Source organism: Paenibacillus sp. TC-CSREp1, assembly GCF_050171015.1.
Lineage (GTDB): Bacteria > Bacillota > Bacilli > Paenibacillales > Paenibacillaceae > Paenibacillus > Paenibacillus silvae.
This window is the reverse complement of sequence record NZ_JBNOKM010000006.1, coordinates 26,755-40,015: the sequence shown is the minus strand read 5'-3', so window position 1 is coordinate 40,015 and position 13,261 is coordinate 26,755. Positions and strand designations below refer to the sequence as shown.

Annotated in this window: 9 protein-coding genes; all 9 read left to right on the top strand. The window is 48.1% G+C overall.

Annotated elements, in window-relative coordinates; all coding sequences use genetic code 11:
- The first annotated feature begins 14 nt into the window (after positions 1–14).
- The 9 genes from ACQSGY_RS10420 (at position 15) to ACQSGY_RS10380 (ending at position 13,182) form a co-directional block, all read left to right on the top strand.
- Positions 15–782: an ABC transporter permease gene (locus tag ACQSGY_RS10420; protein WP_229729674.1), complete on the top strand. Its 768-nt coding sequence runs from the start codon at positions 15–17 to the stop codon at positions 780–782.
- A gap of 472 nt (positions 783–1,254) precedes the next feature.
- Positions 1,255–2,235 (top strand): aromatic acid exporter family protein, encoded by a 981-nt coding sequence (locus tag ACQSGY_RS10415; protein ID WP_289371804.1) that lies wholly within the window; start codon positions 1,255–1,257, stop codon positions 2,233–2,235.
- A 72-nt stretch (positions 2,236–2,307) separates the two neighbouring features.
- Positions 2,308–2,868 (top strand): outer spore coat protein CotE, encoded by a 561-nt coding sequence (locus ACQSGY_RS10410; RefSeq protein WP_111273679.1) that lies wholly within the window; start codon positions 2,308–2,310, stop codon positions 2,866–2,868.
- Positions 2,869–3,356: 488 nt separating this feature from the next.
- Positions 3,357–4,607: a putative amidoligase domain-containing protein gene (locus ACQSGY_RS10405; protein ID WP_427051840.1), complete on the top strand. Its 1,251-nt coding sequence runs from the start codon at positions 3,357–3,359 to the stop codon at positions 4,605–4,607.
- 322 nt (positions 4,608–4,929) lie between these two features.
- Entirely contained in the window at positions 4,930–7,800 is a 2,871-nt protein-coding gene (mutS, locus tag ACQSGY_RS10400; protein WP_427051839.1) for a DNA mismatch repair protein MutS, read from the top strand.
- Positions 7,801–7,822: 22 nt separating this feature from the next.
- A complete protein-coding gene (mutL, locus tag ACQSGY_RS10395) occupies positions 7,823–10,048 on the top strand; it encodes a DNA mismatch repair endonuclease MutL (protein WP_427051838.1) in 2,226 nt (741 codons plus the stop codon).
- 17 nt (positions 10,049–10,065) lie between these two features.
- Complete coding sequence (locus ACQSGY_RS10390; protein ID WP_427051837.1) at positions 10,066–10,851, top strand: class I SAM-dependent methyltransferase; 786 nt, start codon at positions 10,066–10,068, stop codon at positions 10,849–10,851.
- Entirely contained in the window at positions 10,832–11,794 is a 963-nt protein-coding gene (gene miaA / locus ACQSGY_RS10385; RefSeq protein WP_427051836.1) for a tRNA (adenosine(37)-N6)-dimethylallyltransferase MiaA, read from the top strand. The genes ACQSGY_RS10390 and miaA overlap by 20 nt, the downstream gene beginning before the upstream one ends.
- 521 nt (positions 11,795–12,315) lie before the next feature.
- Entirely contained in the window at positions 12,316–13,182 is an 867-nt protein-coding gene (locus ACQSGY_RS10380; protein WP_427051835.1) for a hypothetical protein, read from the top strand.
- Positions 13,183–13,261: the final 79 nt, after the last annotated feature.

Sequence of the window (13,261 nt, the reverse complement as noted above, 5' to 3'; positions counted from 1 at the left end):
TTCATCATAACCATATGCGCAGGCTGACAAAGTGGCGGCATCATATCCTTGCGGTTCAACTGTCGATGTTAGTCTGCATGTTTTTGCTGTGGGAGCTGGCTGGCAGATTGCGCTGGATTGATGTGCTGCTCTTCAGTTATCCGAGCAAAATTTTCGGTCAAATTGGCAAGGATGTTGCCAGCGGTGAAATATGGGCACATGTCGGGGTGACCGTTGGTGAAACGGTCGTCGGGTTTTTACTGGGGACTCTTGTCGGAACGCTGCTTGCTGTTCTGATCTGGTGGTCTCCTTTTTTGTCCAAAGTGCTTGATCCGTATATGGTTGTATTCAACAGTATGCCCAAGGTTGCGCTGGGTCCGATCTTTATTGTGATGTTCGGGGCGGGTTTTACCGCAATTGTGATGACCACGTTATCGATTACGGTCATTATTACAACGCTGGTCGTGTATAACAGCTTTAATGAGGTTGATCCGAATTATGTCAAGGTGATTCGCACCTTTGGCGGGCAGCGCTCCGAGATTTTTGCCAAAGTGGTGTTCCCGGCTTCATTTCCTACGATTGTATCTACGTTGAAGGTTAACGTGGGCATGGCTTGGGTCGGGGTCATTGTGGGAGAATTTCTGGTAGCCAAAGAGGGACTGGGTTACTTGATCATATACGGATTCCAGGTGTTCAACTTCACACTTGTATTATCAAGCCTGCTGATCATTGCAGCCGTTGCAACGGCCATGTATCAGCTGGTTGTATATGCAGAGAGGAAGCTTCTGGCCGGGCGGAGATAGAGAGGTTCAATTAGATCGGAGATAGAGAAGCCAGGTTTAATTGAAGGTAGGAAAAATCGATTGAATTGGAGATAGAAAAGTCCAGTTAAATTGCAGCAGCATATGTATACAATTTCACAAGAGGTGTCACGTTGCCCGTGACCGCAAAATAAAGTACGATATTTGGTAGGATTCATGTGCGATGTTTCAAACAGGAGCAAGGTATGAATTGACAGACCGTTTGCAGATTCTGGTGCTGATACCGTGAAAGCCATGTCAGTGTTTCTTCTTTGGGCACATTATGTGACCGGCATGTTGTGTGCATGCCGGTTGGCGTCGTCTAGTTTGTTACTGGTTGAGTCATACTACGGATGTGGCTGTCGTTACAACTGGATTAAACAGGGTAAGTATTCTCTGGACAAACATAACGGATAGAGAACGGATTACACACGGATCGCAAACTTTTTACAGCTTAGAGGAGATGGAATGAGAAATGGGCTTTAGAGTAATTAAAACTGCAATCGCAGCGTTCATGGCTGTTCTGATTGCTGACTGGTGCCGCTTGCCAGGACCAACGTCAGCGGGCTTGCTCGCAATTCTGGGCGTAGATGTAACCAGGAAAAGAAGTATTCGCACCATATCCGCACGTTTCTTTGCATCCGTGGTCGGACTTTTGTTTGCAAGTGTACTTTTTCACTTTCTCGGCTTTCATTATTGGGTGCTCGGTGTATACATATTAACAGCGTTCCCGGTCATCGTCCGGGCAGGCTTTAAAGAAGGTATAGTGACTGGATCGGTCGTAGTGTTCCGCGTGTTTAGCGGCGGGGAGATGGATTTGCATGTGATTCTCGTTCAGATTGCGCTGCTGTTAATTGGTCTCGGTTCGGCTATGGTGGTCAATCTGGCATATATGCCAGCGGCCGATCCGCAGATGCTGCGCATACGCAAGCGAATTGACGAGCTGTTCTCGAAGATTTTCCAGGAATTCGCAGCAACCTTGCGTAATCCTGATGAAGTGTGGGCAGGCAAAGAGTTAATTGAGGCAGATAAAGCGGTGCTCGGCGGAATTGAAGCGGCCAAGCGTTCACTCGAAAACCAGGTGATTCATCCAAATGAAGGCTGGAGTGTATACTTCTATATGCGCAAAACGCAGCTGGATTCCATCCAGCATATGATGCATCTGGTATCCCAGGTGTATCAGAAGATGCCGCATGCCGAGATGGTGTCAGAGCTGTTCGATCAGCTTAGCCGGGACGTATTAACCGAATCGTACACTGGACGGACGGAGAAATTGCTGGCAGATGTGCAGGAGGAATTCAAGCGAATGGAGCTGCCGGATACGAGGGAAGAATTCGAGATGCGATCGGCTATTCTCCAGCTGTGCCGCGAGCTTGAGATGTATCTGAAAATTGCAAAGAAGGACAAAGCGCCATCTCCAATATCAGACCGGCCTCAATCTACAAACGAATCATAGAAAATAGTTGTCACCCTAGACGGATGTCCTGCATACACTTGTAGTGAATGATTGTATGGAGGAGGTTTAAAGATGTCATTGAGTCATAAACATCAATGTAGAGAGATTATCACGAAGGCGATCTGCGGCAAAGGTCGTAAGTTCTCTACCGTAACACATACCGTGACTCCGCCTAATGGTCCGACCAGTATTTTGGGGGCTTGGATTATTAACCACCAGTATGAAGCCGTATCAGCGGGGGACGGAATTGAAGTTATTGGTACTTACGATATCAACATTTGGTATTCCTATGACAAAAATTCACAGACGGATGTAGCCAAAGAAACGGTATCGTATGTAGAACATGTGCCTTTGTCCTATCTGGACCCGAAACACCGGACTTCCACGGTTGAGGTCTCTGCGGATGCAACGCAGGAGCCGAGCTGTGTGGAAGCCACAGTGTCTGCGGGCGGCGGCAGCGTAATTATCCGGGTTGAGCGGGAATTCGCTGTAGAGCTCGTGGCTGAAACGAAAGTCTGTGTGAAGGTGTGCACGGATGGCTGCGGTGATTACGAAGACAAGGATTACGACTATGGCAGTGGCGATGGAGACTATGATGATCTCGATCCGGACCTGCTGGATGATGAGCTGTAAATCACTTATCCCGCTTGCTTGAAGGTGTTTATTTTAACCTGATTTAATGTTTTTCTCTTAACCTGAGGTATTATATGCACCATAAGGTGCAATGAAGAGGGCGGAAGCCCTCTTTCTTTCATAAAGTTTGAAAAATGGGTTGTGGCAAGCCTGAACTGGCCTGAAGAAGAACCTTGACGGGAAGGCTCCACAGCTGTGGGGTCTTTTTTGATGAATGCAAAGAAAAGTCAAATTATATAAGCTGTACTATTCATTTACACGTGAACGGAAAGGACAGAAAAAACCTGAAAAAGCGGAGCGGTCACCTGAAAGCTTTCTGCAAGAAAGCTACATCGGAAGCATATGCTGTTCACCGGATTTTCCCCTTTAGAAAAGGGATCAAAAAAATCTGGGGATAACAGTGATTGGAAGGTTGTTCTGTCATTGGAGTGGATTGTGTAAAATCTTTAGTTCAACTTATAAAGGAGAAGTGAGGAAGGGGGGACGAGATGAACGTTATGCAACAAGCTGAAGAAGCAGTCCAGGCATACGCACAGCTAAGCTCCGGTGAACGGATGGCACGGCTCAAGCAGGCGGGAATCGAGGTGCTGTCCACCAGTGAGCAGCGAAGGCGGGAGCCAGGGCTTCGTGTGCGATACGATGTGCATGTCAGCTGTCTTGAGGCGATTCGCATTCGACGGAAGGATACAAGTGGTATGGGCGCCAAGCAGGAGCAAGAGCTGGAGCGTGAAACCTCTTCATCGGTCTATAAACGGGTGGAACGCCTTGCGATCAAGTCATTATATACACTAGGACTGGAACATGGGGCTGTTCGCCTGGAGGCTTCGGGTAATGGCGGCTGCGCTGTCATTGCAGTCGATCCGGATCCGTGGAAAGGTGACGGGGAGCTTGGTGCAATGTACAGGAATAGCTGGCAGCTGCATCAAGCGGCATTAAACGAGGAGAAGCAGTTTAGCCGAACGCCTGTAATGGGCATGGACCCCGAGTTTTTACTTGTGCAGATGCCTGAATCCAAAATTGTGCCTGCTTCGCGTTTTCTTGAGCGTACGGGTGTGGCAGGCTGTGATTCGGTGACGATCGGCGGCAGGCGTGTATATCCCGTTGCAGAGCTGAGACCAGCACCTAGTGCGGAGCCGCGTGAGCTGTTAACACATCTGATGCGTGCCTTCGCGGCGGCTTCGCGCAGCATCAGTGATTCATCCTTGGTCTGGCAGGCGGGCGGCATGCCGCAGCGGGGGCTACCGCTGGGAGGACATATTCATTTTAGCGGCGTGCAGCTGACGGGGGGATTACTTCGTGCTCTGGATAATTATTTGGCGCTGCCGCTTGCGGTGCTGCAGGACCCGCGCGGATCGGGCAGACGTCCAAGGTATGGGGCACTGGGTGATTTTCGCCTGAAATCCTATGGCGGCTTCGAGTATCGAACCCTGCCCAGTTTTCTTGTCTCTCCGGTTGTAGCCAAAGGGGTTGTGGCTATTGCAGGGCTGATTGCTTGCAGCTATGATCAGCTGAAGCAGCGTCCTCTGGCGGAGTCGAAGGTTCATTCGGCGTTCTATGAAGGGCGGCGCGAAATCATGATGCCTTATGTGCCCTCACTGATGGATGAGCTCAGGCAGTTGAGCGAATATGCGCGTTACGAGCGTTATGCAGCGCCGTTGATGCGGCTGTGTAAACGGGGCCAGACCTGGGACGAGAGCCGGGATATCCGTAAACTATGGAATATTCGGGCAGGCTCATGAAGAAGCAGCTTTTTTTTGTTATAATGAAAAACAGGACTTTTCTAACGTCAACATATGACTGATAGGAAGCAAAGAGGCAAGAAGTTGTAAAGACGGGGAGCAGAACGCCCTTAATGAAGATTTGAATCAGAATGTCTTAATGAAGAAGATTTGAATCAGAACCCCTTATAAGAAGATATGAATCAGGTAAGAGGCAAGCCCTTGAAGAAAACAGTGTATAGCCTACACATAAGGCGGAGGTGCATCCAGGTGCCTGACCGCCTTATTGGCTTCCAGGGTGCTTGCTTTCTCACATCACAGGAACGGATGGTGGAACAATATCATGGCTCAGTACACGCCAATGATTCAACAATATTTGCAGGTAAAGGCCGAAGCACAGGATGCTTTTCTTTTTTTCAGATTAGGTGATTTCTATGAAATGTTTTTCGATGATGCGATCAATGCGGCTCGGGAACTGGAGATTACCTTAACAGCTCGTAACGGTGGAACAGATGACAAGATTCCAATGTGCGGCGTACCATATCATTCTGCTGAAAATTACATACAGCGTCTGATCGAGAAGGGATATAAAGTTGCAATCTGTGAGCAGATGGAGGACCCGACTGTAACGAAGGGCATGGTACGCCGGGAGATCGTTCGTGTAGTTACACCGGGTACGGTGATGGAAGGCAAAACGCTTGGAGACAAATCCAACAACTATATGGTATGTCTGACCGGTAATCAGAACACACTTGCGCTGGCTGCTTGCGACCTGTCTACGGGGGAGCTTTACGTCACATCTGTCCCGTATTCCAAGGAATGGCTGAAGGACGAGATTGGCATCTATGAGCCATCCGAGCTTGTGGGGGATGCCGCTCTGCTGGAGCTTGTGGAATCGGAGTCATCTCCGATTGGGCGCCCGGTAGTCTACACCGCCTGGACCAAAAGCAAAGAGGACCTTGTGCGTCAGCAGTTTGGCGAATCCGTGTGGGCAAGATTGGAGCCTGAACGTCAGGCATGTGTTGCCCGGCTGTTCTCTTATCTGAGTGAAACACAGAAGCGCTCGCTGGGGCAATTGACACAAATATCTACGTATGAGCCTGACCATTATATGATACTGGACCCGTTTACACGCCGTAATCTGGAGCTGGTGGAGACGGTGCGCGAACGTTCGAAGAAGGGCTCGCTGCTGTGGCTGCTGGACCGTACGGAGACGTCTATGGGAGCGCGCATGATGCGGCGCTGGGTGGATAAACCTCTTTTGCAGAAAGGAAAAATTAACGAGCGGCTGGAAGCGGTAGATACGCTGTACAACCAGTTTATTTTGCGTGAGGATCTACGGTCCGAGCTCAAAGATATCTATGATCTGGAACGGCTGGTGGGCCGTATTGCTTTTGGCAATGCCAATGGACGTGATCTGAATGCGCTCAGATCATCGCTGGACAAAATTCCGAGTCTGCGCCAGCACTGTGCGAATTCGTCTTCTTCAACGCTTCGGCATATTGCCGAAATGATGGACGATTGTGCTGATCTGCGTGATGCGATCGGACAGGCGATTGTGGATGAACCGCCAGTGTCGGTCAGAGACGGCGGACTTATTCGCGAAGGGTATCACGCTCGTCTGGATGAGCTGCGGGAGGCTTCGGTGAACGGCAAACAATGGATTGCTGAGCTCGAAGCCAGAGAACGTGAAGCGACAGGCATTCGCTCGCTGAAGATCGGGTACAACAAAGTGTTCGGATATTATATCGAGATTACGAAGTCTAATCTGGCTTCACTGCCTGAAGGACGATATGAACGCAAACAAACACTTGCTAACGCTGAACGTTACATTACACCTGAACTGAAAGAGAAGGAGACCCTGATTCTCGAGGCTCAGGATAAAATGGTGGACATTGAGTACAGCCTGTTTGCAGAGCTGCGTGATCTTCTCAATCAGGAGATTGCAAGGCTGCAGAAGCTTGCCGAGCAGGTGGCCGAGATTGACGTCTATCAATCGTTTGCCGTGATTAGTGCAGAGCGTAATTTTGTGAAGCCTGTGCTGACAGATGGCTATAATCTGGTTGTTGAGCAGGGGCGTCATCCGGTCGTTGAGGCAGTGATGCGGGATGGAGCTTTTATAGCCAACCATACGGCGATGACTGAGGAAGAAGCACGTATTCTGCTGATTACCGGACCGAATATGGCGGGAAAAAGCACGTATATGAGACAGGTGGCGCTGATTTCGATTCTGGCACAGATCGGATGTTTTGTACCGGCGGGGCAGGCGGAAGTGCCTATTATGGACCGAATCTTTACGCGGATCGGCGCGGCGGATGATCTGATCGGCGGACAAAGTACGTTTATGGTAGAGATGGCTGATATTCAGGTGATGACGGAAAAAGCAACCCCGCGGAGCTTAATCATCATCGATGAGCTGGGCCGCGGAACCTCGACCAGTGAGGGGATGGCGATTGCCCAGTCGGTAATTGAATATGTGCATGATGTGATCGGTTGTAAAGCGCTCGTATCTACACACTTCCATGAGCTGGCTCATCTGGAAGAAAGTCTGGACAAGCTGGCTAACTATTCGATGGCGGTACAGGAGAGCGGGGACAAGGTGAACTTCCTGCGCAAACTGATTGCGGGAGCGGCGAGCAGCAGCTACGGTATTTACTGTGCCCGGCTTGCAGGTCTGCCTGACAGCATCATCGAGCGTGCCAACGGGCTGCTGCACGGATTCGAACAAGCGGCTTCACAAGTGGCGGTTGGCAGTGAGTTCATGAGTGAGAGTAAACTGATGACTGCACAGCAAACATCAACACCGGGCTCCGGGCCAGCTGCATCTGCTGATGGCAAGGGGACGTTGATTCGGGAACGGATTGAAGATGGAGCGGCTTCAGGCGTTGAAATGGAGCTTGCATCGACGAGTGCTGCAGAACAGAAGAAGCTGACAAAAGCACAGGAGCATGAAGTCTCTTATGCCAATGATGACCGTGAGAAGACGGGTATGAAAACTCCTTTTGGTCAGGGATCACAGCAAGTCGTGCAGTTGTCCATCTTTGATGAAGACGAGCCGGAAGTTATGCAGTCTCCACAGGCTGTGGTGGTGGAAGATAAACCTGCGCGTGAGCTGATCCGCCATATGAAAGACATTGATGTTATGAATATGACACCTTTACAGGCGATGCAGGTATTAAACGAGCTTAAAATGAAGGCACAGCAATTATCCTGAGTCACCGGGAGGAGGAGAATCTGTGGCGAAAATCCATGTGCTTGATGAACATATTGCCAACCAGATTGCGGCAGGTGAAGTTGTGGAGCGGCCTGCTTCGGTTGTGAAGGAGCTGCTCGAAAATGCAGTCGATGCGGGGGCCACAAAGATTGAGGTTGCAGTCGAGGAAGGCGGGCTGCTTCGCATCCGGGTAAAGGATAACGGCTCGGGGATTGAGCCGGATGATCTGGAGACGGCCTTTTATCGTCATGCGACCAGCAAAATAACGCATGGCCGTGATCTGTTTCAGATCACCAGTCTTGGCTTCCGTGGAGAGGCGCTGCCAAGTATTGCAGCTGTCTCCAAGGTGGAGGTGCTGACTGCCAGCGGAGACGACGGGCGAGGGCGGCGAATCGTGATCGAAGGCGGCAAGCTGTGCGAGCACGAAGATGCTGCCTCACCTCAGGGCACGGAGTTTGTGGTGAAGGAGCTATTTTATAATACACCCGCAAGGCTCAAGTATATGAAAACGATCCAGACCGAGCTGGGACACATCTCGGATGTGTTATATCGGATGGCGATGTCCCATCCTCATATCTCATTTACACTTCGACACAATGAAAATACGCTGCTTCAGACGCTGGGCAACGGCGATTTGTTACAAGTTGTCGCGGCGATCTATGGAACGAGCGCAGCGAAAGCAATGCTGCCTGTTCAAGGCGAAAATCTGGATTACAAGATCGGCGGTCTGATCAGCCTGCCGGAATGGACGCGCGCGAACCGTGCGGGGATGTCTACCATTGTGAATGGACGATATATTCGCAACTACGGATTGAATCAGGCTATTCTGAAAGCTTATCATACGCTGCTGCCCATCAATCGTTTTCCACTGGTTGTATTACAGCTCGAGATGCATCCCTCGCTGGTAGACGTGAACGTACATCCGGCAAAGCTGGAGGTTCGCTTCAGTAAAGAGGCAGAGCTGTACGAATTTGTGGAAACGACATTGCGGGGCATTTTGCGGCAGGAGGTGCTCATCCCGCAGGTGCGCAAGCAGCAGATCAGGCGCGGAGATGACAGCGCGTTTATTCAGGAACAGTTTCTATTTCCAAGAGGGCCGGTGAAAGAGCAGGAAACCAGTGAAGGTTATAGTCAAGAAGGCCCCCTTGGGCGAGTGGAACCAAATACAAAAATCGCAGAGGATGATCATTCGGACCTGGATGCACCTGCGGAGCCAGGAACAGTGCTTGATCAGCGACTCGATCAGAGACAGGAAGGGAATTCACAACCAAAATCGGATCAGACGTTTTCTGACGATGCGGGTGTGATCTCTCCTCCTTTACCTGAAGCGCCGCCAGAGACAACGCCTGCATATGGCTTGATGGACCAGCTAAATGGTGCTGAGCTGCATCAAGCGAATCCTTCCAGTAAGACGAAACAGTCTGATGGAAGTTCAAGCAAGGCGTTGATCCAACCAGATGGGGAACTAAAAAGTGATGCAGGCAGAGAAGCCGGAAAAACGCAAGCAGAGGGCTATCGTGCGTCTTCTTACAGCAATCCTGTAAGAGAGAGCCGTATGTCGTATTCTTCGAGTGCTGCACAAAGAGGGGATCGGGGCTGGAAAAATACATCGATGCCTGATCCCGCCAAGCTGGCGGCTGCCATGCAAACCGACCCATCCATGCCTGCGTTTCCTGAGCTAAGTCTGATTGGACAGCATCACGGAACATATCTGATTGCCCAGAACGATGAGGGCCTGTATTTGATCGACCAGCATGCGGCCCACGAGCGGGTAAATTATGAATACTATTATGAGAAGTTTGGCAATCCGGCTCAAGCTTCCCAGGAGCTGCTGCTGCCGATTACACTTGAATTCACGCCGTCAGAGACGGAAAAGCTGAAAGCGAGACTTTCCTGGTTTGAACAAGCGGGAGTGTATCTGGAGCATTTTGGCGGGCAGACGTTCCGCGTACGTTCTTATCCGTACTGGTTCCCGCAGGGGGACGAGAAGGACATTATTGAAGAGATGTCGGAATGGGTTCTCAGTGAGCGTAGCATTGACGTGGCGAAGATGCGTGAAGCAGCTTCGATTATGTGTTCCTGTAAAGCGTCTATTAAAGCAAATCAGAAGCTGACGGACCAGGAGGCAGAGGTGTTGCTCCAACGCCTGGGGGCATGTCGTCAGCCATATACGTGTCCACACGGACGGCCGATTGTGATTTCATTTTCAACGTATGATCTGGAGAAATTATTTAAACGAGTGATGTAGTTTTATAGGGGGATATTATGTATATAACGACGGGTGACAAGGAGGCGGCCTCGCTGGTGGAGCGTGCGCGTGCGCTGGCTGCTTCGACTGGAGGCACTTACGTCCCGCGCAACAGGACTTCTCTGCCCAAATTGCTTGAGCAATATGGCATTCAGGAGATTCTGGTGGTGCTGAAAGGGAGAGCACGCTTGTTTCGTAAGGATGCATCCGAGCTTGAATTTCACCCGAGTATGGGGTTTGTACGCGCCAAACGTGTATTAAGAGGAGAGCCTGACCCCATGCTGGAAGCCGGTGCTGTCATTGAAGGAGATACGGTTGTGGATTGCACGGCGGGTCTGGGTTCGGATTCCCTGGTATTCGCGGTGGCAACAGGTGTTCAAGGACATGTCATTGCATGTGAAAGCTCTGAAGCGCTATATACCTTGCTGCTGGATGGCATGTCTCATTATGAGAGCAACGAGCCCGATATCGATCAAGCCTTTCGACGGATTGAGCTTCGTAATCAGGATCATCTGGAACTGCTTCGTTCCTTGCCGGATCGGAGCTGTGACACCGTTTATTTTGATCCGATGTTCCGTGAGCCCATGATGGATTCGAGTGCAATCAAACCTTTGCGAAACTATGCGAATGCGCATGCTTTAGCAGAAGAAAGTATTGTGGAGGCCAAAAGAGTCGCCCGAAAGCGGGTAGTGATGAAAGAAAAACGCGGCAGCGCAGAGTTTGACCGACTTGGATTCCAGGTGCTGGATCGGGCCAATGCAAAAACGTTGTACGGAGTGATTAATGTTGAAAGCGGAAGTTGAACAAAAACCCAAGCTGCTGGTGCTGGTCGGACCAACGGCAGTAGGTAAAACGAGATTAAGCATCGAGCTGGCACAGGCCTTTAACTGTGAGATCATCTCGGGAGATTCGATGCAAGTTTATCGGGAAATGGACATTGGTACCGCAAAAATTACACCCGAGGAAATGAAGGGCATTCCTCATCATCTCATTGACATTCATGAACCGGAATATCCGTATTCTGTTGCGGAGTTTCAGGAGAGCTGCACACGTCTGATTCCTGAGATTCATGGACGAGGTAAGTTGCCCTTTATCGTTGGCGGCACGGGATTGTATGTGGAATCGGTATGTTATGGTTTTCAGTTTTCGGATAGCGGTTCGGACGAGGCATTCAGGGAGGAACAGTTCAGTTATGCACAGCAGCACGGAGCTCAGGCGCTTCATGATCGGTTGAGAGAAGTTGATCCAGCCAGTGCAGAACGTCTTCATCCGAATGATCAGCGGCGAATTGTCCGTGCACTTGAAATCTTTCATCTGACGGGTGAAAAATGGTCGGAACAGCTTGCGGTGCAGAAAAAAGAGTCACCTTACGATCTGCTTATTGTAGGTCTTACGATGGATCGTCAGAAGTTGTATGCCCGAGTTGAGGAACGAATTGATCTGATGATTGAGCAGGGACTTGTGGATGAAGTGAAGGCGCTACTGGAGCGCGGGGTAGCGAGAGGGCATATTTCGATGCAGGGCTTGGGATATAAAGAGATTGCCGCGTACCTGCAAGGTGAAGTGAGCTGGGAGGCCGCGGTGGAGTGGTTGAAACGGGATACACGCCGCTTTGCCAAGCGGCAGCTGTCATGGTTCCGTCATATGAAGGATATTCAGTGGGTAGATGTGACGGATACTGGTAATTTTGAAGGGAATTATAAACAAGTCAGTGAAATGATTAAATGGAAATACGGATTGTTTTAATTATAGATATATGATTTTTATTGAAGTTTCTGTAGTGGTCATAACTTTGTAAAGTATGCAGTACAACAAAGACAAGATTTAAGTTACGACCGTTTCCCATTATTCTAAAGGGGAACGGTCTTTTTTTTTTTTTTTTTTTTTCTAGAATTAGTTTGGTTGTAAAACAATGTATTTGCTCACTTGCTGTTAAACTTCTGCTTTGTCAGCCCATTTCAAGGATATATTCTCGGTCTTTAAGTCAGATAAGATAAATTTTACATAGGCGCTATAGACAATTTCCAACGTGGGTGGCTGCCGATCTGTATGCTTAGAAGTTTCGAGGTGAATTGAAAGTCTTGAATGTTATGACACTCTGTCTTTTAATTTCAGAGTACTTGACTTATAAAAAAACAAAATATGATAAAATATTTCATATTTTTGGATTTTTTGATATAATAGAGGGAGCGTAACTTTGTTTGTCTAAAGAGTATATTTATTAAAGTTACGCTAAAAAATAAATAGAAATAGGAGGTTTCATTCTTATGTTTTTCAAAAAGAAAATGTTTGGTCTTCTTACTACTTTGCTCATAATGGTAGCTCCTACAAGTGTTTCTGCAAGTCCAATTCAACAGTCTGAGCTCGAATTAGCTAAGCAATCAGTTGAAAACTACATTCAAGCAATCAGTAATAAAGATTCAGAAGAGTTAATTAAGTGGGTAGATGACAAACGTTTCTCATCAACTCAAGAACAAAAAAATCAATATGAAGCACTGTTCAAAGGTGATGATTTTTCTTCTTATGAAATTCTTGATCTCAATAAAGATGGGGATACTTATGTTGTTACTCTTAAATTAAATAGAAATAATGGTAATGAATCAAACACATTGAATTTACCTGTTGTTAAAAATGATAATATTTGGAAGTTGGTTGTGGATGGAAAGGAAACAATTAGCACTAAAGTGAAGCAAGGAATACAAAATGAAGTTATAAATACAAAAAATAATCTAGCTAATGAAAACAAAACAACACATAATGACATAATGCCTCTATCAAGTTCAGTAGCGTATTGGGATTTTTCTTTTACAAAAAATGATGGTCATCCTTACACAGTCGTGAATGCATACAGTTCTTCTTCATTCAATATGAGTGGTTCTTCAGTGACGATAAATGGTTGGCAAGAACTACTGGGTTCAACTACTAGTATTAATTTAAAATATCAAATTGTAAAAAAAGGGTTTTTTAGTGATGATGTATATGGAGAAACTTACGTAAATGGTAGATATCCTAAAAATGGAAATTGGTTTTCGACTTCCATTAGTACATCTAAAGCTGAATCAGGAGTTCATATTAAAGTGCATAACCCTAGTTCAACTTCCGGACCAAATGGCGCAGGTAATGCTTATCAATGAATTTCCGTATATAAAGCTGAAGCACGATTTTTGGAGTGAAAACTCTGTGATTCGTGCTTTTTTTGTTAATAGAACATGA

Excerpts from the sequence above, each read along its gene's own strand:
- ACQSGY_RS10380 (WP_427051835.1), top strand. The coding sequence starts at position 12,316 with ATGTTTTTCAAAAAGAAAATGTTTGGTCTTCTTACTACTTTGCTCATA.
- ACQSGY_RS10420 (WP_229729674.1), top strand. The coding sequence starts at position 15 with ATGCGCAGGCTGACAAAGTGGCGGCATCATATCCTTGCGGTTCAACTG.
- mutS (WP_427051839.1), top strand. The coding sequence starts at position 4,930 with ATGGCTCAGTACACGCCAATGATTCAACAATATTTGCAGGTAAAGGCC.
- ACQSGY_RS10410 (WP_111273679.1), top strand. The coding sequence starts at position 2,308 with ATGTCATTGAGTCATAAACATCAATGTAGAGAGATTATCACGAAGGCG.
- miaA (WP_427051836.1), top strand. The coding sequence starts at position 10,832 with ATGTTGAAAGCGGAAGTTGAACAAAAACCCAAGCTGCTGGTGCTGGTC.
- ACQSGY_RS10415 (WP_289371804.1), top strand. The coding sequence starts at position 1,255 with ATGGGCTTTAGAGTAATTAAAACTGCAATCGCAGCGTTCATGGCTGTT.
- ACQSGY_RS10405 (WP_427051840.1), top strand. The coding sequence starts at position 3,357 with ATGAACGTTATGCAACAAGCTGAAGAAGCAGTCCAGGCATACGCACAG.
- ACQSGY_RS10390 (WP_427051837.1), top strand. The coding sequence starts at position 10,066 with ATGTATATAACGACGGGTGACAAGGAGGCGGCCTCGCTGGTGGAGCGT.